The 24,894-nt window shown below is 35.2% G+C and carries 25 protein-coding genes; all 25 read left to right on the forward strand.

Annotated features, from left to right (window positions below; genetic code table 11):
• The first annotated feature begins 114 nt into the window (after positions 1 to 114).
• The 25 genes from CD003_RS03095 (at position 115) to CD003_RS03215 (ending at position 24,889) form a co-directional block, all read left to right on the forward strand.
• The gene (locus tag CD003_RS03095) at positions 115 to 882 is read left to right on the forward strand and encodes a DUF3388 domain-containing protein (protein ID WP_096199424.1); all 768 of its coding nucleotides are present in this window, start codon (positions 115 to 117) and stop codon (positions 880 to 882) included.
• Between the two features lie 8 nt (positions 883 to 890).
• Positions 891 to 1,781: a helix-turn-helix domain-containing protein gene (locus CD003_RS03100; RefSeq protein ID WP_257008150.1), complete on the forward strand. Its 891-nt coding sequence runs from the start codon at positions 891 to 893 to the stop codon at positions 1,779 to 1,781.
• 217 nt (positions 1,782 to 1,998) lie between these two features.
• Positions 1,999 to 2,493: a YajQ family cyclic di-GMP-binding protein gene (locus CD003_RS03105; RefSeq protein ID WP_096199426.1), complete on the forward strand. Its 495-nt coding sequence runs from the start codon at positions 1,999 to 2,001 to the stop codon at positions 2,491 to 2,493.
• A gap of 54 nt (positions 2,494 to 2,547) precedes the next feature.
• Complete coding sequence (pgsA, locus tag CD003_RS03110; protein WP_096199427.1) at positions 2,548 to 3,126, forward strand: CDP-diacylglycerol--glycerol-3-phosphate 3-phosphatidyltransferase; 579 nt, start codon at positions 2,548 to 2,550, stop codon at positions 3,124 to 3,126.
• Between the two features lie 33 nt (positions 3,127 to 3,159).
• A complete protein-coding gene (locus CD003_RS03115) occupies positions 3,160 to 4,413 on the forward strand; it encodes a competence/damage-inducible protein A (RefSeq protein WP_096199428.1) in 1,254 nt (417 codons plus the stop codon).
• Positions 4,410 to 6,017 (forward strand): DEAD/DEAH box helicase, encoded by a 1,608-nt coding sequence (locus CD003_RS03120; RefSeq protein ID WP_096199429.1) that lies wholly within the window; start codon positions 4,410 to 4,412, stop codon positions 6,015 to 6,017. The genes CD003_RS03115 and CD003_RS03120 overlap by 4 nt, the downstream gene beginning before the upstream one ends.
• Positions 6,018 to 6,352: 335 nt before the next feature.
• Positions 6,353 to 7,402, forward strand: coding sequence for a recombinase RecA (recA, locus tag CD003_RS03125; protein WP_096199430.1), 1,050 nt, complete (start codon positions 6,353 to 6,355; stop codon positions 7,400 to 7,402).
• An 80-nt stretch (positions 7,403 to 7,482) separates the two neighbouring features.
• Positions 7,483 to 8,481, forward strand: coding sequence for a metallophosphoesterase family protein (locus CD003_RS03130; protein WP_096199431.1), 999 nt, complete (start codon positions 7,483 to 7,485; stop codon positions 8,479 to 8,481).
• Positions 8,468 to 9,904 carry an AAA family ATPase gene (locus tag CD003_RS03135; RefSeq protein WP_096199432.1) on the forward strand — a complete coding sequence of 479 codons (1,437 nt, stop codon included), beginning with the start codon at positions 8,468 to 8,470 and terminating at the stop codon, positions 9,902 to 9,904. Before CD003_RS03130 ends, CD003_RS03135 begins: the two co-directional genes overlap by 14 nt.
• A 45-nt stretch (positions 9,905 to 9,949) precedes the next feature.
• Positions 9,950 to 10,204 carry a hypothetical protein gene (locus tag CD003_RS03140; RefSeq protein WP_096199433.1) on the forward strand — a complete coding sequence of 85 codons (255 nt, stop codon included), beginning with the start codon at positions 9,950 to 9,952 and terminating at the stop codon, positions 10,202 to 10,204.
• Complete coding sequence (locus tag CD003_RS03145; protein ID WP_096199434.1) at positions 10,197 to 10,862, forward strand: ATPase; 666 nt, start codon at positions 10,197 to 10,199, stop codon at positions 10,860 to 10,862. Before CD003_RS03140 ends, CD003_RS03145 begins: the two co-directional genes overlap by 8 nt.
• 274 nt (positions 10,863 to 11,136) lie before the next feature.
• Positions 11,137 to 12,702, forward strand: a complete 1,566-nt coding sequence (rny, locus tag CD003_RS03150; RefSeq protein ID WP_096199435.1) for a ribonuclease Y — start codon at positions 11,137 to 11,139, stop codon at positions 12,700 to 12,702.
• A gap of 140 nt (positions 12,703 to 12,842) precedes the next feature.
• Positions 12,843 to 13,640, forward strand: coding sequence for a TIGR00282 family metallophosphoesterase (locus CD003_RS03155; protein ID WP_096199436.1), 798 nt, complete (start codon positions 12,843 to 12,845; stop codon positions 13,638 to 13,640).
• A 107-nt stretch (positions 13,641 to 13,747) separates the two neighbouring features.
• A complete protein-coding gene (locus tag CD003_RS03160) occupies positions 13,748 to 14,008 on the forward strand; it encodes a stage V sporulation protein S (protein WP_096199437.1) in 261 nt (86 codons plus the stop codon).
• A gap of 584 nt (positions 14,009 to 14,592) precedes the next feature.
• Positions 14,593 to 16,332, forward strand: a complete 1,740-nt coding sequence (locus tag CD003_RS03165) for a 2-oxoacid:acceptor oxidoreductase subunit alpha (RefSeq protein ID WP_142302832.1) — start codon at positions 14,593 to 14,595, stop codon at positions 16,330 to 16,332.
• Entirely contained in the window at positions 16,333 to 17,199 is an 867-nt protein-coding gene (locus tag CD003_RS03170; RefSeq protein ID WP_096199438.1) for a 2-oxoacid:ferredoxin oxidoreductase subunit beta, read from the forward strand.
• A gap of 219 nt (positions 17,200 to 17,418) precedes the next feature.
• Entirely contained in the window at positions 17,419 to 18,408 is a 990-nt protein-coding gene (gene hpaD, locus CD003_RS03175; RefSeq protein WP_096199439.1) for a 3,4-dihydroxyphenylacetate 2,3-dioxygenase, read from the forward strand.
• Positions 18,409 to 18,532: 124 nt separating this feature from the next.
• Positions 18,533 to 19,366, forward strand: coding sequence for a MerR family transcriptional regulator (locus CD003_RS03180; protein ID WP_096199440.1), 834 nt, complete (start codon positions 18,533 to 18,535; stop codon positions 19,364 to 19,366).
• Positions 19,367 to 19,596: 230 nt separating this feature from the next.
• On the forward strand, positions 19,597 to 20,388 hold the full coding sequence (locus CD003_RS03185) for a fumarylacetoacetate hydrolase family protein (RefSeq protein ID WP_096199441.1): 792 nt from the start codon (positions 19,597 to 19,599) through the stop codon (positions 20,386 to 20,388).
• Complete coding sequence (locus CD003_RS03190) at positions 20,385 to 21,143, forward strand: fumarylacetoacetate hydrolase family protein (protein WP_096199442.1); 759 nt, start codon at positions 20,385 to 20,387, stop codon at positions 21,141 to 21,143. The genes CD003_RS03185 and CD003_RS03190 overlap by 4 nt, the downstream gene beginning before the upstream one ends.
• A 38-nt stretch (positions 21,144 to 21,181) precedes the next feature.
• On the forward strand, positions 21,182 to 21,568 hold the full coding sequence (locus tag CD003_RS03195; RefSeq protein WP_096199443.1) for a 5-carboxymethyl-2-hydroxymuconate Delta-isomerase: 387 nt from the start codon (positions 21,182 to 21,184) through the stop codon (positions 21,566 to 21,568).
• 228 nt (positions 21,569 to 21,796) lie between these two features.
• Entirely contained in the window at positions 21,797 to 22,441 is a 645-nt protein-coding gene (locus CD003_RS03200; RefSeq protein WP_096199444.1) for a GntR family transcriptional regulator, read from the forward strand.
• A 29-nt stretch (positions 22,442 to 22,470) separates the two neighbouring features.
• The gene (locus CD003_RS03205; RefSeq protein WP_096199445.1) at positions 22,471 to 23,340 is read left to right on the forward strand and encodes an FAD synthetase family protein; all 870 of its coding nucleotides are present in this window, start codon (positions 22,471 to 22,473) and stop codon (positions 23,338 to 23,340) included.
• Complete coding sequence (locus tag CD003_RS03210; RefSeq protein WP_096199446.1) at positions 23,340 to 24,131, forward strand: SDR family oxidoreductase; 792 nt, start codon at positions 23,340 to 23,342, stop codon at positions 24,129 to 24,131. Before CD003_RS03205 ends, CD003_RS03210 begins: the two co-directional genes overlap by 1 nt.
• Before the next feature lie 86 nt (positions 24,132 to 24,217).
• On the forward strand, positions 24,218 to 24,889 hold the full coding sequence (locus tag CD003_RS03215; RefSeq protein WP_096199447.1) for a GntR family transcriptional regulator: 672 nt from the start codon (positions 24,218 to 24,220) through the stop codon (positions 24,887 to 24,889).
• Positions 24,890 to 24,894: the final 5 nt, after the last annotated feature.

Below are 24,894 nucleotides of genomic sequence, written 5' to 3' on the forward strand. Positions count from 1 at the left end.
TTTTTGTCAATACATAGAATACATATAATAAGGTAGAATATTTCTTCATCAATTTACTTTTTGTTAGGACAATTTTTAAAAGCTTACGCAACTTACATAAGGGGAGACGGTAGTATGAAAGAATGGTATTTAGAATATCAAATACATAAAAATCGTCCTGGTTTATTAGGGGATATTGCGTCTTTACTTGGTATGCTTTCAATTAATATTGTTACGATAAATGGTGTAGAAGATATGCGGCGTGGTATGTTAATTCGCAGCAAAAGTGATGATCAAATTGAGCGTTTTAGAGCAATTTTGGAAACGATTGATAACATTACAGTAAGAAAGTTACGCGAACCACGTCTTCGTGATCGATTGGCCATTCGTCATGGACGTTATATTGAAAGAGATGCTGATGATAGAAAGACCTTTCGATTTGTAAGAAAAGAGTTAGGGATACTAGTTGATTTTATGGCTGAAATTTTCAAAAAAGAAGGTCATTATTTAGTTGGTATTCGTGGGATGCCACGTGTTGGAAAAACAGAATCAGTTGTTGCTGCAAGCGTTTGTGCGAATAAGCGTTGGTCGTTTATTTCGTCCACATTATTGCGTCAAACAATACGCAGTCAGCTTGCTGAGGATGAATTAGGAGAAGGTCATATTTACATCCTTGATGGGATTGTTTCAACAATGAGAGCAACTGAAAAGCACAGAATGCTTGTGAACGATATTATGAAGCTTCCAGTGGTGAAAGTAGTGGAGCATCCTGATATTTTTATTCGTGAAACTGACTATTCAATGGATGACTTTGACTGTATTATTGAGTTACGAAATGATGAATCGGAAGAAATTAGCTATGATGTAATTGAATCTGGCTTCTCATCATTCGACATTAGCTAAGTTGGTAGGTGGTTTTTTTGTCAGAGTTAGGACAACGTTTAAAGAAAGCTAGAGATGAAAAAGGGATAAGCTTAGAGGAATTACAAAAGGTTACAAAAATCCAAAAAAGATATTTACAAGCGATCGAGGAAGGTCGATTTGAAGTATTGCCTGGAAAATTTTATGCCCGTGCTTTTGTGAAAAACTATGCAGAAGCTGTTAACCTTGATCCTGAACAATTATTTGAAGAACATCATTCAGAGCTACCAAACCCTCAGAAAGGGGGAAGTGAGCTTCCTTCTAGAGCACAAAGGACGAATGCTGCGGTTAGGTCAACAAATACAAAGCTAGCTCCGTTTTTGCCAGCTATCATCGCAGTTGTGTTTATATTAGTAGTTGGGATAGGAGCGTGGCTTATGCTTCAATCTAGTGGTGGAGAAGAAGCAGAAGGGGTTTCCCCAGACGAACAGGAGCAAACAATCGATGCAGAGATTGGTGAAGAAATCCCTGTAGAAGAACCTCAGGAGCCGATTGAAGAAATTCCGACTGGAGATGAGGTTCCTATAGAGGAACCAGTGGAGGAAGAACCAATTGAAGAGCCTCAACATGAGCTAACATTTGTGGAATCTAGTGGAAATACATCCTCCTATGAGCTTACAGGTACTGATGAATTTTCAGTTGTTATTAATTTCACAGGTCGTAGTTATGTAGGTATTAAAAATACTAAAGGGAAATCTTTCTATGCTTCAGAGGTAACCGCAGAAGACGAACTTACTTATGACTTTAGTGAGGAAGAAGGAATTGAATTTAATTTTGGTGCATCGAATTTTGTTGAAATGACAATTAATGGTGAAGAATTTTCGTTTCCATTAGACATCGTACACCAAAAAGTTTCCGTTTCGTTTAACCTTTCTAATTAAAAGTAATTATAGTTGTAAAAGCCCGCTATGAAGATTTATTCATAGCGGGTTTTAAATGCGTAAATTTCAAAGGGTAAATCATATGTCAGAATGTTTTTACTTTAGTAAAAAGCTAGAACAGTTTTAGATAAGTTATTTTTAACGGTATGAAACGTATGGTACAATAAGTATATCTTGGCAAACTACATATATATATGAAGTGAAAGGATGAATTCATATGGCAAAGGAACACTCTTTTGATATAGTATCTGAAGTTGACCTACAAGAGGTAGATAATGCAATCAATCAAGCTATAAAAGAAATCACAACGAGATATGACTTTAAAGGTTCAAAAAGCTCGATCGAGCGAACGGGGAATGAGCAAATCACATTAATTTCTGATGATGAGTATAAGCTTGACAGTGTCATCGATGTTTTAAAGACAAAGTTTATCAAACGCGGATTGTCGCAAAAATCTATGGATTTTGGTAAAATTGAAAAGTCCTCAGGGCAAACAGTTAGACAAGTAATCACATTAGTTTCAGGATTAAATAGTGACCGAGCGAAACATATCACAAAGTTAGTGAAAGAGTCTAAGCTTAAAGTTAAGGCTCAAATCCAAAACGAACAAGTTCGTGTAACTGCAAAAAGCATTGATGATTTACAGTCAGTCATACAATTAATTAAAGAGCAAAACTTTGAATTTCCTGTTCAATTTTCAAATATGAGATAGACTTCCCTTATGTTTCAACATGGATATAAGTAAGGGTTAATTAGGGAGGACACTGTGAATTTACCAAATAAGATAACAATCTCGAGGATATTATTAATCCCAGTATTAATGATATTCTTCTTAGCCCCGATTGATTTAGGGAAGATATTTATTGGTGTTGAGCTTCCTACAACACATTTTATAGGTGCGATTATTTTTATAGTAGCAGCTATTACTGACGGACTTGATGGCTATTACGCAAGACGTTTTAATCTTGTCACTAATTTTGGGAAATTTTTAGATCCGCTAGCGGATAAGTTATTAATCACCGCTGGGCTAATTGTTTTGGTTGAACTGCAAATGTTAGCCGCGTGGATTGCAATTGTGATAATTAGTAGAGAGTTCGCAGTTACAGGAATTCGTTTAATAGCTGCAGCAGATGGGTCTGTTATTGCAGCTAGTCCATTAGGTAAAATTAAAACGATTACTCAAATAATTGGTATTTCAGCCTTGATGTTGTATAATTTCCCATTTGGTGCAATCGGCTTTCCTTTTGCAGAAATAATGATTTGGGTAGCAACTGTGATGACAATCATCTCAGGAATTGATTATTTTATTAAAAATAAGCATGTTTTGTTTAATTCAGTTTCGTAGAAATGAAAAATTTACACTTATTGAGGTGTTTTCATGAATGCTGAAATTATTGCAGTTGGTTCAGAATTATTGTTAGGCCAAATAGTAAATACAAATGCCTCTTTTATTTCCAAGGAGCTAGCAGACAAAGGGATTAATGTATATTACCAAACGGTTGTAGGTGATAATGCAAGCAGGCTAAAGGAAGCAATAGTAACAGCTCAGTCTCGTGCTAACTTAATTATCTTAAGTGGAGGGCTTGGACCAACACAGGATGATTTAACAAAAGAGACTGTAGCACAGCTTGTTAATCGTGATTTACAGTATGATGAGGTAGCATTAGAAAAGATTGAACAGTACTTTCAACAACTTGGTAGAGCGATGTCAGAAAATAACAAAAAGCAAGCTTTAGTAATTGAAGAGGCGGACGTTTTAATTAATGAGAATGGTATGGCACCAGGAATGGCGTTTGTTAACGATTCGATTACTTATATGCTATTACCAGGCCCCCCTAAAGAACTAGAACCAATGTTTGCCCAATATGGTATTAACTATTTAATGAAGCATAAAGAAGATAATTTTTTTCTCCGTTCAAGGGTTTTACGTTTTTTTGGAATTGGAGAATCACAGCTTGAGCATATATTAGTAGATATTATAGAAGCCCAATCGAATCCAACGATTGCACCTCTAGCTGGAGACGGTGAGGTTACATTGCGATTAACTGTTAAACATACTGATGAAAATGAAGCAGTTAATCTATTAGACGAAGTTGAAGGGAAAATAGTTGAACGGGTAGGCAAGTACTTATATGGTTATGACGATACAAGCTTATTTGAACAACTACTTCATACGTTACAAAAAAATAATCTAACAATGGCGTCTGCTGAAAGCCTAACTGGTGGAATGTTTAGTGAAAATATAACATCCATTTCTGGAGCTTCCTCGGTTTTTCCAGGAGGAATTGTTAGCTATGGTACCGAAATTAAGAAAAAATTACTCCAAGTACATACTAAAACAATAGAAAACTATGGTGTTGTTAGTGAACAATGTGCAAATGAAATGGCTGAAGCAGTAAAGACCAACTTCGGTACTACTATCGGTATTAGCTTTACTGGTGTTGCAGGTCCGACAAGACAAGAAGGGAAAGACATAGGAACTGTATTTATCGGGATTGCAATGGAAGATAAGGAAACAATGGTTTTTACGCTTAAGTTAGCTGGTACAAGGGAACAGATTCGTGAGCGAGCTGTTAAGTTTGGATGCTACTACTTATTGAAAGAATTGAAAAGGTGGAATTTAATAGGATGAGTTATTTTAAAGATTTTCAAGTATCAGAGGATATTAAAAAAGCAATTTTGGATATGGGTTTTGAAGAGCCATCTCCAATTCAAGAAAAAGTTATTCCTGTCATTTTAGATGGTGGAGATGTCATCGGGCAAGCTCAAACAGGAACTGGAAAAACAGCAGCATTTGGTATACCGGTAATTGACAAAGTTGATATTAAAGATACTCGTAACGTTCAAGCGTTAATTTTAACACCTACGAGAGAGCTAGCAATTCAAGTATCTGGTGAACTACAAAAGCTTTCAAAGTATAAAAAAGTTCGTGCATTACCAATTTACGGAGGCCAACAAATTGGACATCAAATCCGTGCATTAAAACAAGGGGTACAAGTAGTTATTGGTACTCCTGGGCGTATCATCGACCATTTACGTCGTAACACACTTAAGCTAGATCGTGTTCATACAGTTGTACTTGATGAAGCGGATGAGATGCTAGATATGGGATTTGTTGATGATATTGAATCAATCTTGAAGCAAGTCAATGTTGAAAGACAAACGATGCTATTCTCAGCAACAATGCCTCCTGCGATTAAAAAGCTATCTCATAAATACATGAATACACCAAAGATTGTATCCATTAATCGTGGAGAAGTAACAGCACCTTCTATTAACCAAATGTATTTTAAAGTATTAGAAAGAAATAAGCTTGATTCACTTTGCAGAATCATTGATAGTGAAGAAATTGATTTAGGGATTCTTTTCTGTCGCACGAAAAAAGGTGTAGCAGAATTAACGGAAGCTTTACAGGCAAGAGGTTACATTGCTGATGGATTACATGGAGATTTAACACAATCACAACGTGATAGCGTTATGAAAAAATTCCGTGATTCAACAATTGAATTTTTAATTGCAACTGATGTAGCGGCAAGAGGAATTGATGTTGATAATGTAAGCCATGTTATTAACTATGATATTCCACAAGATCCTGAAAGCTATGTTCATCGTATTGGACGTACAGGACGAGCTGGTCGTCAGGGGTTAGCCTTAACTCTTGTGACACCTAGAGAAATGAAGCATCTTCGTTCAATTGAATCAGAAATTAAAATGTCGATCCCTTCACAAAATGTACCAACGTTTGAAGAAGTGATGGAAAAACAACAATCATCTTGGAAGAAGCAAATAGAGTCTACAATTCAAGATGAGAAAAACATGGCTTTATTTGAACCGTTAGTGAAAGAAGTAATGGAGAATCATCCTCCAGAGAAAATCATCAATGCACTATTACAAATGACGTTCTCTACTGATAACAACTTTGAAGACGATGGATATAACTTCGGAGAAACTGGTGGAGCAAAAGGTATGGTTCGTTTCTTTATCAATGTTGGTAGAAATGTAAACATGACACCCAAAGTTTTAATTGATGAAATTTCTGAACTTGTTGGTATTCCAGGAAAAACAATTGGAAGAATTGACATTTTTGATAAGTTTACTTTTATTGAAGTACCAGAAGAAGCTGCACCATTTGTCTATGAAGCTCTAAGATACTCACGCATTAATGGAATAAGAGTCAATCTTGAGCCGGCAAAGCCTCGTCCGAAGCGTGAAAGAAGACCAACGAAACAATCATAATCCTCAATTAATTAATATCAAGATGCCCCAAATGTGTTACTCTGACCTTTTGGGACATTCTCTTATGCAATGCAGGTAGAAGCTACATGTAGTATAGTTTTGAAGTGGAACTCAGTAGCTTCTTTTGCATTGTCTATTAATCCCTTTAGAGACTCCACAATGCCCTACAACTATTTCCATAAAAAAGCGAATAAATGTTCGTTAAAACTATTGGCAAATGATAAAAAAAGAGATATGATATGAATAAGACAAGTATTAATACTTACTCATATTTACTTAGATTTATATAAACTTATATTCATAATGTATTTAATATAGAGGAGAGATGTTAGAAGATGAGCGATCGTAAAGCGGCATTAGATATGGCACTAAGACAAATTGAAAAGCAATTTGGTAAAGGTTCAATTATGAAATTAGGTGAACAAACAGAAAGAAGGGTATCTACAGTATCTAGTGGAGCGTTAGCGTTAGATATAGCTCTTGGTGTAGGTGGTTACCCAAGAGGTCGTATCGTTGAAGTTTATGGGCCAGAATCATCAGGTAAAACAACAGTAGCTCTTCATGCCATTGCAGAGGTACAAAGAAATGGTGGACAAGCTGCATTTATAGATGCTGAGCATGCACTTGATCCAGATTATGCTGAAAAACTTGGTGTAAATATTGACGAACTTCTATTATCTCAACCAGATACTGGGGAGCAGGCATTAGAAATTGCTGAGGCTCTAGTACGAAGTGGTGCAGTAGATATTATCGTTGTAGATAGTGTCGCGGCACTTGTTCCAAAAGCAGAGATTGAAGGGGAAATGGGAGACGCACATGTAGGTTTACAAGCTCGTCTAATGTCACAAGCGTTACGTAAGCTTTCAGGTGCAATTAATAAATCTAAAACACTAGCAATCTTCATTAACCAAATTCGTGAAAAGGTTGGAGTTATGTTTGGGAACCCTGAAATAACTCCAGGTGGACGAGCGTTAAAATTCTATTCTTCTGTACGTTTAGAAGTAAGGAGAGCAGAAACTTTAAAGCAAGGTAATGACATGGTTGGTAACAAGACAAAGATTAAAGTCGTGAAGAATAAGGTAGCACCTCCATTTAAGGTTGCAGAAGTAGATATTATGTATGGAGAAGGGATTTCTCGTGAAGGTTCTATCTTAGATATTGCTTCTGAACTTGATATCGTTCAAAAGAGTGGTGCTTGGTATTCATTTAATGAGGAACGCTTAGGACAAGGTAGAGAAAATTCTAAACAATTTTTAAAGGAAAATACTGATATTACATCTACAATTGAGCGTCAAATACGTGATCATTACGGCTTAAATGGTGAAATTTTAGTAGATGCACCATCTGAAGACGCTGAAGATGAACTACCTCTAGACTTAAAATAATAGCATGATAAGAATAAGCACCTAGATAATGGGTGCTTATTCTCTTATGAAAACATTACTATAAAGGAGTGGGGTAAGAGGTGAAATTTTTATACTTTACAGATACACATATTCGTGGAACAACCCCAAAAAATCGTTTAGATACATTTTCTGAAACGTTAAAAAAGAAGATAGAAGAAATTATTTCTATCGGAAATAGAGAAAAAGTTGATGTTTTCTTACATGGAGGAGATGTGTTTGACAGACCAGATATTTCTCCTAATATAGTTGGACAGTTTGCAAAAATATTTCGACAGGCAGAAGCACCGATTATTGCGATATCAGGGAACCATGACACGTTTGGACATAACCCTGATACAATAACACGTACGATGCTAGGTCTACTTGACGCATTTGGGATTATGAAGGTAATAGATCAAGAAAATCCTGTTGTAATAGAGAAGAATGGGGTCGTTGTTCAAATTTCAGGACAACCTTATCACTATGATCTAGACCAAAGGGATGTGAAACTTGATTACTACCCTGAAAATAAACATAATGCAGATATTTGCATTCATATGGTTCATAGCATGCTTGTGGAGAAGGCATTACCAGAAGGGATTCCACATACATTAGTTGACCATATTTGGACAACTACCGCAGATGTTGTTTTAACTGGACACTTCCACGGAGGCTTTGGTATTAAAGAAAATCAAGGGAAATTTATTTGTAACCCAGGTGCTATAGCACGGGTAAATAATCATTGGTCTGAAATTAGCCGTTTGCCAACCATAATCCTCGGTGAGATTACAAATGAAAAAAAGATTATTCTTAAACAACAAGTATTAACGGTAGCTGAAAAAGGGGAAGAAGTATTGGACCGTAGCTTCCTAGAAAAGGCTGTATTTAAAGAAGAGAAATTAACTGCTTTTATTCAACAAGTAAAGGAACAAAATGAATTCCAAGCATTAAGAGTCAATGACATAATAGATGAAATAGCTTCGATGTCCAATGTAGAAGAAGAGGTTCGTAAAGAAGCTCTTCGTAGAATTTCAATGGTCGAGGAAATGTGGGAGGGGAGAGAAGATGAATACGATTAAGTCAGTAAGGCTAGAAAATTTTCAGTCTCATCTTGATACTAGGATGGAATTTGATAATGGTTTGAATGTCATCGTTGGTCAATCTGATAGTGGAAAAACAGCAATATTACGAGGGATTCGCTGGGCTTTATTTAATCAACCTAGAGGCACGGACATGATGCGAGTAGGTGCTGATTTTATAAGGGTAACAATTACACTTTCGACAAATGTAAAAATTGTTAGAGAAAGAACAGCATCTAAAAACCGTTATATTATAAAAAAGCCTGATATAGAAGATTTAGTATTAGAAGGCTTTGGAGTACATGTTCCTGAAGAAGTCTTAGAGGCACATGGTATTAGAACGTTACGTGTAGACCGTGATCATGAGCTTTCACTTCATATTGCGGGACAATTGGATGGACCTTTTTTATTAGAACAGACAGCGACGGTCAGGGCAAAGGCTATTGGCCGAATTAGTGGTGCTCACTTTTTGGACATGGCTTTTCGAGAGACTGCGAAGGATGTTTCAAAGTTACAACAATCGATTAAGTTCCATGAAGATGAAATTACAAAAACGAAAGAAAAGCTCATACCATTTGAAACACTGGATGAAAAGAAAAAATCTCTAGAACAATCAGAAGCTAACCTTTTAGAACTAAAACGTAAGCAAACACGGAGCGAAGAACTAAAGAAGCTCCAACAAATGATTTATGAAAATCAAGGGAAACAAGATAAGTTAAAGGAGTTTCAAACAACACTATCTGATATTTCTATGTGGGAAGCAAGCTACCAAAAGTTAACAAATGAATTTGAGAGAGTAAGAAATTATCGTCAAAAGAAGAGGCAACAAGATGAGCTTGAAAAGGCAATAAATAAGTGTAAAGAATGGATTGAAAAAACGTCACTTGTTACTAAAGCTCAAGAGAGTATTCAGAAGTTAAAACAACAAGTAGAGAGACTTCAACTATTAAAGGTAAAGGAAAAACAATACGTTGAGTTAACAAAATCTTCTAATCGAGCTAACACTATACTAGAAAAGACAAGTTTTGCTAAGAAAGAAAATGATTTTCATTGGAATTGGATCGAAGAAGGAAGCGAAAAGCTGAGAAAGTTAGAGGATACTAAGGTACGTTATACCAATTTACTTAAGGAAAAAGAACGCTACTCAAATGCATTAGATAATCTTAAGGGCATTGACCAGGTAAAAGAGAATAGTAATAAGCTTGAGGAAGGGTATCATCGATACACTAGCTTTATTTCGTTACGCTCAAATATGAATGAATTAAAGAGAAGAATAAAAGAAGGTAAAGAATTTGTTCAACAAAAAGTAACTGAAGAGCAAGAGTTTAGTAGACAGTATGAATCTTATCTAATAGAGCATCGTACTTGCCCAACATGTGGTGGGATAGTAGATGCAAATGAGGTTAAGAAGCTATTAAAATAAATGAATTGCAAACATATATTATATTTCTATAGGAGTGACAATCATATGAAACATGTAGAAACAGATCTTGTACAAATTAAAGAGGCAATCGATAAAGCAAAGGATATGAGGTATAGAGCAGAAGCGAAATTGGAAGAATTAGAGAACCAAATGCAACGTCTCCTTGAGGAATTACACGAACTTGGAGTTGAGCCACAACAGTTAGAAGTGGAGATAGAACGTCTAGAGAAAGAAATTCAACAAGGTCTAGAGAAAACATGGGCAATGATCCCAAAGGAATTGGTTAAGGGAAATGACTAGTTTTAAAGAAGAAATAAATTCTTTAGAAGAATCGTTACAACGTAAAAGAGATGAATGGGTTCGTCTAGATGCTAATCGCCAACTGCTGTTAGCTGAACTAGAGGAGAAGGAAAAGGCACTACAGGAGTATGAAGATACAAAGGATGTTTATGAAAAGACACGAATACTTTTACAACAGTCAGCTGAATACGCACGTGAACAAGCAAAGCAACAGATTGAAACTCTTGTAACAAATGCGCTTCAATATATTTTTGGACCATTGTTTCAGTTTCAAATTGAAATTGAACAACACGGTAATAAACCTGTCGCAGAGTTTTATGTAGTTTCTGATTATGAAGGTACTAAGATTAAGACGAAGCCACAAGAGGCTCGTGGTGGTGGAGTAGTAGATATTGTTACACTTGCATTACGTGTAGCTATTATTGAAACTGTTCAACCTAAAATGAACGGTCCAATTCTATTAGATGAGCCAGGAAAACATGTTTCAGGTGAGTATATTCATTTTCTATATGAATTTTTAAAATCGTTAAGCACAATGTTTAATAGACAAATTATTATGATTACGCATAATCACCATTTAGCAGAGTCTGGGGATCGCTCTTATGAAGTAGATATTCGGGATGGAGTAAGTGAAGTATCTGTTACTGACAACACTTGACAATAAAAATAAGCAACTATACAATAAAAAAGAATAATCTTTTAAATTATCCCGTTCTAGTACGTTGGATGTCTTTAATTACTATAGAGGTATAAATACTGAAGACGTAAAGAACATGATAAGCGACTAACCATAAATTTGGGGAGTCTACTGATTTTTAAGCAAGTCTTCTTTAAAAATTGATGAGTTAAGGAAAAATGATCATCTCTTAATTAAAGTATGACAAAATGAATGTTTTAACCAACAATAAGATAGCAAGAGGAGGTGAAAGAGTATGGATAATATCCTAGTCATCTCCATTTTGCTTGTTGTCTCTGCAGCGATTGGTGCAGTTGTTGGATATCTTGTTAGAAAATCCATTGCTGAAGCAAAAATTTCCAGTGCAGAACATGCTGCGAAACAAATTGTTGAAGATGCAAAGCGTGAAGCTGAAGCTAGTAAGAAGGAAGGCATCCTTGAAGTGAAGGATGAAGTTCATAAATTACGTACGGAAGCTGAACGTGAGGTTCGTGAACGACGAAATGAGATTCAAAAACAAGAGAATCGTTTGGTACAGAAAGAAGAGATCCTTGACCGAAAAAGTGAAACCTTAGATAAGAAAGAGGAATCATTGGATAAGAGAGAGGAGTCTCTCACCAAAAAACAACGACAAATTGAAGAGATGGATAGCAAAGTGGAGGAAATCTTGAACCAGCACAAGGTAGAGCTAGAGCGGATTTCAGGATTTTCACGAGAAGAAGCCAGAGATGCTATTCGTACCGAAGTTGAGCAAGAGCTTGCTCATGAAACAGCAGTACGAATTAAGGAAAGTGTGGCTAGAGCGAAAGAAGAGGCAGATAAGAAAGCGAAAGAAATTCTTTCACTTGCCATTCAACGTTGCTCAGCCGATCATGTAGCTGAAACAACAGTTTCAGTTGTAAGCTTGCCTAACGATGAGATGAAAGGTCGAATCATTGGACGTGAGGGACGAAATATTCGTGCTTTAGAAACGTTGACAGGTATTGATTTAATTATTGATGATACACCTGAGGCAGTTATTTTATCAGGCTTTGATCCAATTCGTCGTGAAATCGCTAGAACTGCATTAGAGAAACTTGTTCAAGACGGACGAATTCATCCAGCTCGAATTGAAGAAATGGTGGATAAATCTCGTCGTGAAGTAGATGAGGCAATCCGTGAATATGGTGAACAAACAACCTTTGAAATGGGTATACATGGCTTACATCCAGATTTAATTAAGATTTTAGGTCGACTTAAATTTAGAACAAGCTATGGTCAGAATGTACTTAAACATTCAATGGAAGTTGCATACTTAACTGGGTTAATGGCTTCTGAATTAGGTGAAGACGTTCAATTAGCTAGAAGAGCGGGACTTCTTCATGATATTGGGAAAGCAATTGACCATGAGGTAGAAGGAAGCCATGTAGAGATTGGTGTTGAATTAGCTACGAAATACAAGGAACATCCGGTAGTTATTAATAGTATTGCTTCTCACCACGGTGATTCAGAAGCAACGTCCATTATTTCTACACTAGTAGCTGCAGCAGATGCGTTATCAGCTGCTAGACCTGGTGCTAGAAGAGAAACTCTTGAAACATATATTCGCCGTTTAGAAAAGTTAGAGGAAATCTCTGAATCATTCGAAGGCGTTGAGAAAACATATGCAATTCAAGCTGGACGAGAAGTTCGTATTATGGTGAAACCCGATATAGTTGATGATGCATTAGCTCATAAACTTGCGAGGGATATCACAAAGAAAATTGAAGATGAACTTGACTATCCTGGTCACATTCGGGTAACCGTAATCCGTGAAACAAGAGCAGTCGAGTACGCGAAATAAAGTGGTTTTCAACCACTTTATTTTTTTTCAAATTTTTAAAGCTGTTATTATATATTAATATAACTTTAATAGAGGTAATTGAATCATAAATTATTTTTTACTATGATTAAGTAGATTTCAATTTGAAAAGGAGTTTGGAAATGAAAATATTATTTATTGGAGACGTAGTTGGCTCTCCAGGAAGAAAGATGGTAGATGCATACCTACCAAGACTAAAAAAGAAATACAAGCCTGCTATGACCATTATAAATGGCGAAAATGCAGCTAGTGGAAAAGGAATTACAGAGAAAATTTATAAAGGCTTTTTATCAGCTGGTGCACAAGCAGTAACATTAGGTAATCATTCCTGGGATAAGAAGGATATATTTGAGTTCATCGATAATGCTAAATCGTTAGTTCGTCCAGCAAACTATCCAGAGGGGACACCAGGAAAGGGCTACGCTATTATTAAAGTGAATAGCTTTGAGATTGCTGTCGTCAATTTGATGGGAAGAACGTTTTTACCGGCAAATGATTGTCCATTTAGAAAGATAGATCAAATTTTAGATGAGTTACAAGATAGAACTCCCTTTGTATTTGTTGATTTCCATGGTGAAGCAACAAGTGAAAAGCAAGCGATGGGGTGGTATCTGGATGGAAGAGTAAGTGCGGTCGTAGGAACACATACACACGTACAAACAGCGGATGAACGCATTTTACCAAAAGGAACAGCATATATTACTGATGTAGGCATGACGGGTCCATATGATGGGATTCTAGGTGTGGAGCGTGGCGCTGTGATTCATAAGTTCTTAACGAATTTACCTGTTAGATTTGAAGTGTCAGAAGGTAGAGAACAATTAAATGGCGTACTCATTACACTAGATGACAAGACAGGTGTGACGAAGTCGATTGAAAGAATTATAATCAATGAAGATCATCCTTTTTCTCAAGATTAAAAAAGATTTGAATATTTAGAAAATAACTTCTTAGGAGCAGGAATATTGCAAAATTTCGTGAATATAGTATGTAAGCGGCAATATTCATCCTTAAGGAGGTTCAAGAAATGGAAATATTAAAAGTTTCAGCAAAATCTACACCTAATTCTGTAGCTGGCGCACTTGCAGGAGTCATACGAGAAAGAGGAGCAGCAGAAATACAAGCAATTGGAGCTGGGGCATTAAATCAATCTATTAAAGCAGTTGCAATTGCTAGAGGTTTTGTAGCCCCTAGTGGGATTGATTTAATCTGTATACCTGCATTTACTGATATTGTGATTGATGGGGAAGAAAGAACAGCAATTAAGCTTATAATTGAACCACGGTGATAAGATAGAAACCTGTTTGCACAGCAAACAGGTTTTTTAAAGTTATACGTATTTAAGAGAAGAAGAAATCACATTGTTTACATAGTTTAGAAGAATATACCTTAGTAAGCTAAATTTTTAATGTTTTGTATAGAAATTCGGATAAAAATTTTACTTTTTCGAACAAAACCTTTGGTGTTTACATTCATTATTTGTTAAAATTATGTCAAGAACGTGAACGGACCATTTGGTTTACGTTCAAATATAATCAATTGTTCTTATTGTAAGGGAGGAAATTAAATCGAAGAGTAGTTTTTTCATTTAAATGAAGCTGTTTTTTGATAAGTTTTGTTAACTTTTACATAGGGAATACAGGTGGTAAAATATTTCTTAGAAAAAGTTTTCACTAATTCGTAATATTTTGCTAAGAAGTCTTGCTTTTTTTCAGGCTTAGGTCTATTATTGTAATCGTTTAGAGTACATATTCAAATTTAAAAAAGCAGTGGCTCTATTAAAACTTACGTATCAAAAATGATTTCTAGTGAATATGATAATTTTTTTAATATTATGTCATTGCATTCAATTACGCCAAAGGGGTGGAGAATATGATTAATCAACTTTCTTGGAAAGTTGGCGGACAGCAAGGTGAAGGTATTGAGAGTACCGGTGAAATCTTTGCTATAGCATTAAATCGTTTAGGTTACTATTTATATGGGTATCGACATTTTTCTTCTCGTATCAAAGGAGGACACACAAATAACAAAATTCGTGTGAGTACAAAACCTCTGAATTCTATTTCTGATGATTTAGATATTCTAGTTGCTTTTGACCAAGAAACAATCGATGTAAACATTCACGAACTGCGTGAAGGTGGAATCGTAGTTGGTGATGCAAAATTTAACCCAACAATTCCTGAAGGGTCTAAAGCTACGTTGTATGCGGTTCCATTCACTGAAATCGCAAATGACTTAGGTACATCATTAATGAAGAACATGGTTGCGGTTGGTGCATCAAGTGCCATCTTAGGACTAAACCCTGAATCATACCGTGAAGTAGTAGAAGAAATTTTCTCGAAAAAAGGTGCTTCAGTGGTTGAGAAAAACATGGAAGCTATTAAAGCTGGTGCAGAATTCTTCAAAAAAGAAGCAGGCGGCCAGGTTGAAGGTATACAGTTAGAAGAAGCAGACGGTAAGAAGAGAATGTTTATGATTGGTAATGACGCTATCGCTATGGGTGCTGTAGCAGGAGGATGTCGTTTCATGCCAGCATATCCAATCACTCCAGCTTCAGAAGTAATGGAGTATCTAATCAAGAAGCTTCCTGAGTTTGGTGGAACAGTTATCCAAACAGAAGATGAAATTGCTGCTTGTACAATGGCAATCGGTGCTAACTATGCAGGTGTACGTACACTAACTGCATCAGCTGGACCTGGATTATCATTAATGGCAGAGGCAATTGGTTTATCTGGTATAACAGAGGTTCCACTTGTAGTTATCGATACACAACGTGGTGGTCCGAGTACAGGTTTACCAACAAAACAAGAACAATCTGACCTTATGGCGATGATTTACAGTACACATGGTGATATTCCGAAAGTTGTAATGACACCAAGTACAGTAGAAGAAGCTTTCTATGATATCATTGAAGCTTTAAATATTGCTGAAGAGTACCAAGTACCAGTTATCTTTGTAACTGACTTAGCGCTATCTCTTGGTAAACAAACAGTTGAACCATTAGATTATAACCGTATCCAAGTACGTCGAGGTAAGCTAGCTAATGCTGAGTTACCAGAACGTGTTGATGGAGAGTACTTCAAGCGTTATGAAGTAACTGAAGATGGTGTTTCACCTCGTGTTATTCCAGGAATGAAAAATGGAGTTCACCATGTAACTGGTGTTGAACATGAAGAGACTGGTAAGCCTTCTGAAAGTCCTAAGAACCGTGTATTACAAATGGACAAGCGCATGCGTAAGCTTAATAACTTAGCAAACACTTTCGATACTCCTGTATTTGTAGATGCACCTCATGAAGAAGCAGATGTTTTAGTTGTAGGTATTAACTCAACTAGAGGAACAATTCATGAAGCTATGCCACGTCTTGAAGAAGATGGTATTAAAGTGAATCACGCACAAATTCGTTTATTACATCCGTTCCCAACTGAGCAATTCAAACCATTAATGGATAAAGCGAAGAAAGTGATTGTTGTTGAGAACAACGCAACGGCACAGTTAGCTAATATCATTAAAATGAATGTTGGTGGAGAGAAAATCGAGAGCGTGCTTAAGTATGACGGTAATCCGTTCTTACCATCTGATATTCATAAACAAATCAAGGAGTTGGTCTAAATGGCGACGTTTAAAGACTTTAGAAATAAAGTAAAGCCTAACTGGTGCCCAGGTTGTGGTGACTTCTCAGTTCAAGCTTCAATTCAACGTGCTGCGGCAAATGCAGGCTTAGAACCTGATAACTTAGCGGTTATTTCAGGTATTGGATGTTCTGGTCGTATCTCTGGATATTTAAATACTTATGGATTCCATGGTGTTCATGGTCGTTCACTTCCAATCGCACAAGGTGTAAAAATGGCTAATCGTGATTTAACTGTTATTGCATCTGGTGGAGATGGAGATGGATTCGCAATTGGTATGGGTCATACAGTACATGCGATTCGTCGTAACATCGATATGACTTACATTGTTATGGATAACCAAATTTATGGTTTAACAAAAGGGCAAACTTCTCCAAGAAGTGCAATGGGCTTCAAAACAAAGAGTACTCCACATGGTTCAATTGAATCAGCAATTAATCCTATGGAGCTTGCACTGACTACTGGTGGTACGTTTGTTGCACAAAGCTTCTCAAGTGACTTGAAAGAGTTAACTAGTATCATAGAAGCTGGGATTGCTCATAAAGGGTTCTCATTAATTAACGTATTCAGCCCTTGTGTTACTTTCAATAAGGTAAACACTTATGACTGGTTTAAAGATAACATTACGAAGCTTTCTGATATTGAAGGTTATGATTCTTCAAATCGTATGAAAGCAATGCAAACATTAATGGAGCATAACGGTCTTGTTACAGGTATCATTTATCAAGACAAAGAAAAACAATCATATCAACAACTTGTAAGTGGATATGATGAAAATCCATTAGCTCACCAAGATTTATCTCTTGATGAAGATAAGTTTAATCAATTAATGGAAGAGTTCATGTAAGTATAATCAAAAAGAGAGTCAGATTAAACATATCTGACTCTCTTTTTTTTGTCAAAATACTCGAATTTAAGTTAGGACGTACCTTTTGTCTGAAAATTTATAAAAAATAAAAAATAATATTGACTCTCCAGTAGCTGGAGCTTTTATGATGAAAGTAGTTTAAATGGAATTGCTTATTTTAAGTAGGGTCCAATTTAAGAAATGGAGAGGAAGATTGACATGACAAAGAAAAATTTTGATATCGTACGGCTACATCATGCTGAAGTGACAGTAACAGACTTAGAGCGTGCTCGCGAATTTTACTGTACAGGTTTAGGGTTAATTGAAACTGAGTCAGATGAAAATCATATTTATTTACGAGCTTTAGAGGATGCAAACCATCATACATTAGTTCTTACTAAAGGAGAACAAGCTAGCTTAAAACATATAGCTTACAGAGTAAGTGCTGATGAAGACTTAGATGAATTAGATAAATTGTTTACTAAACTAGGTGTAAAGAAGCGTTGGTTAGTTCCGAATGAAGAAAAAGGCCAAGGAAGAGCAATTCGTATTCAAGATCCTGGTGGTATACCAGTAGAATTCTTCTTTGAAATGGATAAAGCTGATAGAATGTTACAAAAATATCATCTGCAAGGAAATTGTAAGATAAAAAGAATTGACCATGCAAACTGTTTAATTACTAACATTGACCATTTATATGATTGGTATAGTGATAATCTAGGATTTAGAACATCTGAATATACAGTGAAGGGTGAAGGGAACGATGAACATATTTGGGCTGCATGGATGCATAGAAAGCCAAGTGTTCATGATCTTGCATTAATTAGTGAAAAAGGACCACGTTATCACCATACTGGTTTCTGGATGGATGATGCTAAGTCAATCTTAGATGCATGTGACCATCTTGCTTCATTAGGTTATTATGCGAATATTGAGCGTTCACCTGGTAGACACGGTACATCAAATGCGTTCTTTGTATATATTAGAGATTTTGATGGAAATCGTGTTGAGCTTTATACAGGAGACTACTTTACAAACGATCCAGATTGGGAACCTGTAAAATGGCATCTAGATGACCCACAAAGAGCAACATTCTGGGGAGCATTACCTCCTGATAGCTGGAAAAAGGAAGCGGTTCCAGTTGAGGATATTCTGACTGGTGAACTATTACCAGTTGAAGAATTAAAAAAAGGTGAAAATATTAAATAATATATAAAAAGTGAGAATGCAGATGCTGTGAACTGTATTCTCACTTTTTTATTGAATAGTTGCTTTTCTAGTATAGAACGTTTATCTTTGAGTTATATGGATAAATACTAGAGTGGTGATTATTTTGAAAAATAGATTCTCGATAGGACAAATGTCTAATCTGCATAATATTCCTGTAAAAACATTACGCTATTACGATGAAATAGATTTATTTAAGCCTGTTGAGGTAGATACTACAAACGGATATCGTTATTATTCTATCGAACAGTTTAAACTATTAGACATAATTAATTATCTGAAAATATTAGGAGTACCTTTAAAGGAAATTAAACAGCAAATTACTAACCGAGACATAAATGATTTTTTACATACATTAAAAAAACATAAAGAAATTACTGAACAAAAACTAAAGGAATTACAGGCAATAAATAAAAGACTAGACGGTAGAATTGCAGAAATTGAAAGGATAAGAGATATTAACGATATTGCTATTCCGATAGTTAAGACTATTAAAGAAAGAACTGTGTTTCAAATGCATGAGAAAATTTCATCAGCTTATGACTTAGAAATATCGTTAAGAAAGATTAAAACAGAATTACATCCAAATGTTCCTTTATTTATTGGAAAAGTGGGCTTAACTATTTCTGAATATGAAATAGCGAGGGATAATTTCTTTGAGTACAATTCGATTTTCTTATTAATTGAAGAAGTTGAAGAAAAGGATGTTAAAGATGAATTAATTACAACATTTCCTGCCGGAGACTATGTTTGTATTTATTTTAGAGGGGGACATAGTGAAGCTCCACCTTATTATCGGATGCTACTTGATTATGTTCAACAAGAGAATTACGAAATTAGCGGTGAATTTATTATTCGAACGATTATTGATCGTTTTATTTCGAATGATCGTAATGACTTTATTACAGAAATCCAACTGCCTATAAAAGTTAATAGATAAACAGTATACCTTATAGAAAGTGGCGTCTATTTAATTAGACGTTTTTTTATTGATTTAAATTTTATTATTTTAGTTTTAAAATTATTTGAATCTTATGATTATATAATATATCATATATGATATACGATCTTGTCATATAGTATCGTAAGTAATGCTCTATCAAAGAAGTAGATGTTACATATGTTGGAAAGCTTATTACATTATTAAATAGAAGTAGGGGAGTGAAGTAAATGAGTAAGGCAAAAATTAAGTATCAAGGTATACAACAAACAAATGAAGTTGTGGCAAGCCCAAACAATAATACATTTGAATTAAATGGTGATAGTTATGAAGTTACAAAGGCAAATGTAGATTCTCCAGTCTCGGGTACAATTTATGGTGCTCTATTAAACTATAAAGGTGCGCTAGCTTCTTTAGGTAATGCAGTAAATGAGGCTCCATATAATGAAGCTCCTAAAGCGCCAATTTTATATATTAAGCCAGTAAATACTATTAGTAGTTACGGAACGCCTATTCCACTACCAGCAGGTTTTCCTGAGGTAGAAATTGGTGCATCACTTGGAATAGTGATTGGTCGTAATGCTACTAGAGTTACCGAAGATGAGGCGTTAAGTTATGTTGCAGGTTATACGATTGTTAATGATGTTAGTATCCCGCATGACAGTGTGTATCGTCCGGCAATAAGTCAAAAGGCACGTGATGGATTTTGCCCAGTAGGTCCATGGGTAATAGAACGTGATAGTGTTACAAATCCAGATGCTCTAGGAATTAAAGTTTTTATTAATGATGAATTAAAACAAGAAAATAACACTAGTAATCTAGTACGCTCTGTTTCACGTTTATTAGCCGATGTAACGGATTTTATGACATTAAGTGAAGGTGATGTATTACTAGTTGGGGTTCCGGAAAATGCACCACTTGCTAAAGATGGTGATATTGTACGAATTGAAATTGATGGAATTGGTCAATTAGAAAATTCAGTTAAGCTTGAACAAGAAATTACAAAGGGGGCTTCAAAATGAAACGTGCAAGAGTAGCATATGCTGGTTCAATTCATGGAGCTGTAGAATATGAAGGTCGTTTAAAATTAGATGATGGTAGAATTGTTTCAGAAGAAGATGTAGTATGGTTACCACCAGTTCAACCAAGAACGGTATTTGCATTAGGATTAAATTATGCTGACCACGCAGCAGAGCTTTCTTTTAAAGCGCCAACTGAGCCATTAGTATTCTTAAAAGGGCCAAACACGTTTATTGGACACAAGGCTGAAACTCGTCGTCCAAGTGATGTGACATATATGCATTATGAGTGTGAATTAGCTGTCGTTATTGGTAGAGCGGCACGTAATGTAAAAAAGGAAGATGCGTATAATTATGTATCTGGTTACACGGTTGTAAACGATTACGCGATTAGAGATTATTTAGAAAATTACTATCGTCCAAACTTACGAGTGAAGAACAGAGATACTTGTACGCCAATGGGGCCTTGGTTTGTAGATGCAAAGGATGTTTCAGATCCTATGAACTTAACTTTACGTACGTTTGTTAATGGGGAGAAAACACAAGAAGGTACGACAAAAGATATGGTGTTTGACATTCCTACTCTTATTGAATACTTAAGTAGCTTTATGACATTAAATGAAGGAGATGTCATCTTAACAGGTACACCAAAAGGTTCAGTTGATACTAAGGTTGGAGATGAAGTAATTACTGAGGTAGAAGGTATTGGACGTTTAGTCAATACAATTGCTGGTGATGAAAGATTTTCAATTAAATAAGCAAATTAAATTGACTAGACCTTAAAAGGAGACGTCTTATGCCACATTTAATTATCGAATATACAAATAATATTAAGAGTGAAGCAAATATCCCTCAATTACTTGAAAAGGTCAACGGAGTACTAATCTCTCGTAGCGACATATTCCCAATTGGTGGAATTCGTGCTAGAGCAATCGAAATAATGGATTTTCGAGTAGCTGACGGTACAGAGGACGATGCATTTGTTCATGTGACTTTAAAAATCGGAGCAGGACGCTCGGATAAAGATAAAAAAGATACTTGTGATAAACTTTTTGAGGTAATAAAAGAACATTTTGATTTATTATTTAATAAAAGGTATTTAGCTATCTCAATGGAATTAATTGAGTTTAGTGAAGCAGGCACGTATAAACACAATAATATTCATAAGCGTTATAAAAAATAAAAAACTAAAGGCTAACTCATGAATAACGATCCTCCATTGTTTGGAAAGGGGGAAGTTATTTGTGAGTGTAGCCTTTTTTCTTTTTATAAATATATGATTTGGTTATACTTCATTGAATTTTCTAAAAATTATTGAAATAATATAGCAAATCATATATAATTTACATTAAATAAACAAGTAGAGGATAATTTATGTAAGCGATTACTTTGCTTTGTATAGAGGTGACGTATGGTAAAGTCGAAGCAAATGCATGCATTTGAAATGATTCACTCTCGGATTACTAATGGGGAGTATAAACCAGGAGAACGAATCGTTATAGAAGAAATTGCTAAAGAAATTGGTGCTAGTCAAACCCCAGTAAGAGAAGCACTTCGTCAATTAGAGTCTAAAGGTCTAATTAAATATAAAATGAACTCTGGGGCAATTGTTCAGCCTATCGATAAAGAATCCTTTATTGAAATATTAAAAGGATTTGCTGTACTAGGAGGATATGCAACAGGTATTAGCCTAGAAAATATGAAACAAGAAGATATTAACAGTCTTAAAGAGATTAACGCTCAAATTAAGAAAGCATACAAAGAAGAGAAGTATGAAGAGTTTGATTTATTAAATCAACAGTTTCATAAAGCAATCTACGCTTGTTGCACTAATAAAGTATTGCAAGCAGAGATTGATAAGATTTGGGAACGAATTAATAGTATGAGAAGTGGCTTTAGCTTTTCTTCTGCACGTGCAAAGGAAGCTGTTGATGAGCACGCTTTTATTATTGAACTAATTGAAATGAATGCACCAATCGATAAAATAGAAATGTTTGTACGTAATCATAAATTAAAAACCGTCGATGAATTTAAAGGAAGAGATAAAGTAACGTAAATTTAAATTAATGTTGGGGGAGATGAAACATGAGGGTCATTAACTTTTCTTGTCCAGAAGAATTGAAGGTAAGATATTTTCCTTCGACTGTATTGGCAATTGGCTTTTTTGATAGTGTGCACCTAGGTCATCAACACGTAATTAAAACAGCAAAAGAGATATCCAAGAAAAAAGGATTGAAATTAGCAGCGTTGACCTTTTTCCCTCATCCAAAGGAAGTCTTGAGTAATGGGACAAAAAAAGTCAATTACCTTACACCACTATCTGATAAAATTCAAAGTCTTGCTAATCTAGGTGTTGAAATATGTTATCTAGTTAATTTTAATAAAGAGTTCTCAAATATGTCGCCAAAAAAGTTTGTTCATGAATGTATTGTTAAACATAATGTCAAACATGTAGTTGCAGGATTTGACTTTGCCTATGGTCGACGTGGTGAAGGGAATATGAGCCGAATGAAAGAAGATGGAAATGGCATGTTCGATGTGACAACTATTTCTAAAGTAGAGGAGCAAAATAACAAAATTAGCTCTACATTGATTCGGAATTTAATAAATGATGGTGAAGTTGACAAGGTTCCTAGTTATCTAGGGGATTTCTATATAAGTAAAGGTAATATTGAGGGTTATGAAATGGATTATAGGCAAAATAAAATTTATTTTACCTTAAAACAACACTCACATTATATGTTACCCAAAAGTGGTGCTTATAAAGTTGAACTAACTGTCGATAGTAGAAAGATATTTGGAATTGCTTATGTGGATCGAGGGTGTAGTCTAATAACTTTAGCTCTTGACCAATCTATTAACAATTTAGATGACGCGAGCGTAACAATTAAATGGATCAATCACTCTGAAGAACATACATTATCTTCTTTATTACAAAAGGCTAGGATAGTTTGATGGATGTAACATTTAAAGAAAAAGTTGTTTTGGTCATTGCTGGTAGTAAAGGTCTTGGAAAAGCGATTGCAGAAAGATTTCTACAAGAAGGAGCACAAGTTGCAATTGTAAGCCGCTCAGAAGAAAACTTAAAACTAGCAGTAAGAGAATTGCAGGAAAAAACAGGGAATAATACTGTTAAGGGCTTTACTTGTGATATAACAAACGATTTTGAAATCAAAACATTAATAAAAGATGTTATTAATCATTTTGGGAAGATTAATATATTGATTAATAATTCTGGAGGTCCAAAGCCGGGTGGTTTTAAGGACCTTGAAGAAAGTGATTGGATTCACGCTTTTCAGTTAAATTTAATGAGTTATGTTCGAATGACAAATGAAGTTTTACCTCATATGAAAAAGAATCATCAAGGATTCATTATTAACATTGCCTCGTCTTCAATCGAGCAAGTTATCGACGATTTAATTCTTTCAAATACATTTAGAAATGCTATTACAGGATTTTCAAAAAGTCTTGCTAGAGAGCTCGGAGAATTTGGAATAATGGTGAACACAATTGGACCCGGTAAATTTGCAACCGAGCGAGTTGAATTACTTGATAATAAGGCTGCTGAACGACAACATGTAAGTTATGCAGATATCCGAAAAAGAAATGAAGCAACAATCCCGCTTGGTCGTTACGGTACTCCAAATGAATTAGCTAATTTAGTGCTATTTCTTTGCTCAGATTATAATCAATACATTACAGGTCAATCTATTGTCATTGACGGTGGTAAAGGTACAGCCCTTTAAATAGTTTTCGAATTAATAGTAAGAAATTTCTAACAAATCATTCGATACTGCTTGAAATCATATATGATTTTGTATAAACTTAAAGTATGGAAACGAAAAAAATTAATAAACAGCAAACCGCATATAAGGTCATTAGAGAAAGGATTCTTTCCGGAGAGTATCCACCAGGTATTCGTATAGTTATTAACCAAATAGCAAAGGAACTTTCACTTAGTGCTATCCCCATCAGGGAAGCGATAAGACAGCTTGAATCAGATGGATTAATTGTTTATCAACCGAACATAGGAGCAGTAGTATCAAGCATCGACGAAAATGAATATCTAGAAACATTAACACTACTGGCAGTTCTTGAGGGATATGCAACAGCTGAAAGCGCTGACAATTTTCCTAAAGAAAAAATTAAAGAACTAACGACGATCAATGAGCAATTAGAGCAAGCACTCGATGAATTAGACTTTGCTCGATTTGGAGTTCTTAATCGTTTATTCCACGAAAAAACGTATGCTTATTGTGAAAATAAATATGTAATAGAAACGATTAAAAATACATGGAGTAAGCTTAGTCGTATTCGTGGAATGGGTGCAGCTTTTGTTTCGTCAAGAAGTAAACAGTCGGTAGGGGAACACAGACGAATAATTAAATTAATAGAAAATAATCATTCATTTTCTGAAATTGAAAGCTTCGTTAGATTGCACAAAATGAATACTGTTGCTGCTTTTATAAAAAGAAAAGAAGAAAAGGAAATTAAACAACTATAAATAAT

Origin of the sequence: Bacillus sp. FJAT-45350 (assembly GCF_002335805.1) — a bacterium.
In the GTDB taxonomy this organism is placed as follows: domain Bacteria; phylum Bacillota; class Bacilli; order Bacillales; family NISU01; genus FJAT-45350.

Excerpts from the sequence above, each read along its gene's own strand:
- CD003_RS03185 (WP_096199441.1), top strand. The coding sequence starts at position 19,597 with ATGAGTAAGGCAAAAATTAAGTATCAAGGTATACAACAAACAAATGAA.
- CD003_RS03135 (WP_096199432.1), top strand. The coding sequence starts at position 8,468 with ATGAATACGATTAAGTCAGTAAGGCTAGAAAATTTTCAGTCTCATCTT.
- CD003_RS03205 (WP_096199445.1), top strand. The coding sequence starts at position 22,471 with ATGAGGGTCATTAACTTTTCTTGTCCAGAAGAATTGAAGGTAAGATAT.
- CD003_RS03190 (WP_096199442.1), top strand. The coding sequence starts at position 20,385 with ATGAAACGTGCAAGAGTAGCATATGCTGGTTCAATTCATGGAGCTGTA.
- hpaD (WP_096199439.1), top strand. The coding sequence starts at position 17,419 with ATGACAAAGAAAAATTTTGATATCGTACGGCTACATCATGCTGAAGTG.
- CD003_RS03160 (WP_096199437.1), top strand. The coding sequence starts at position 13,748 with ATGGAAATATTAAAAGTTTCAGCAAAATCTACACCTAATTCTGTAGCT.
- CD003_RS03145 (WP_096199434.1), top strand. The coding sequence starts at position 10,197 with ATGACTAGTTTTAAAGAAGAAATAAATTCTTTAGAAGAATCGTTACAA.
- CD003_RS03200 (WP_096199444.1), top strand. The coding sequence starts at position 21,797 with ATGGTAAAGTCGAAGCAAATGCATGCATTTGAAATGATTCACTCTCGG.
- CD003_RS03105 (WP_096199426.1), top strand. The coding sequence starts at position 1,999 with ATGGCAAAGGAACACTCTTTTGATATAGTATCTGAAGTTGACCTACAA.
- CD003_RS03115 (WP_096199428.1), top strand. The coding sequence starts at position 3,160 with ATGAATGCTGAAATTATTGCAGTTGGTTCAGAATTATTGTTAGGCCAA.
- recA (WP_096199430.1), top strand. The coding sequence starts at position 6,353 with ATGAGCGATCGTAAAGCGGCATTAGATATGGCACTAAGACAAATTGAA.
- CD003_RS03095 (WP_096199424.1), top strand. The coding sequence starts at position 115 with ATGAAAGAATGGTATTTAGAATATCAAATACATAAAAATCGTCCTGGT.
- CD003_RS03195 (WP_096199443.1), top strand. The coding sequence starts at position 21,182 with ATGCCACATTTAATTATCGAATATACAAATAATATTAAGAGTGAAGCA.
- rny (WP_096199435.1), top strand. The coding sequence starts at position 11,137 with ATGGATAATATCCTAGTCATCTCCATTTTGCTTGTTGTCTCTGCAGCG.
- CD003_RS03210 (WP_096199446.1), top strand. The coding sequence starts at position 23,340 with ATGGATGTAACATTTAAAGAAAAAGTTGTTTTGGTCATTGCTGGTAGT.
- CD003_RS03140 (WP_096199433.1), top strand. The coding sequence starts at position 9,950 with ATGAAACATGTAGAAACAGATCTTGTACAAATTAAAGAGGCAATCGAT.
- CD003_RS03215 (WP_096199447.1), top strand. The coding sequence starts at position 24,218 with ATGGAAACGAAAAAAATTAATAAACAGCAAACCGCATATAAGGTCATT.
- CD003_RS03165 (WP_142302832.1), top strand. The coding sequence starts at position 14,593 with ATGATTAATCAACTTTCTTGGAAAGTTGGCGGACAGCAAGGTGAAGGT.
- CD003_RS03155 (WP_096199436.1), top strand. The coding sequence starts at position 12,843 with ATGAAAATATTATTTATTGGAGACGTAGTTGGCTCTCCAGGAAGAAAG.
- CD003_RS03170 (WP_096199438.1), top strand. The coding sequence starts at position 16,333 with ATGGCGACGTTTAAAGACTTTAGAAATAAAGTAAAGCCTAACTGGTGC.
- CD003_RS03120 (WP_096199429.1), top strand. The coding sequence starts at position 4,410 with ATGAGTTATTTTAAAGATTTTCAAGTATCAGAGGATATTAAAAAAGCA.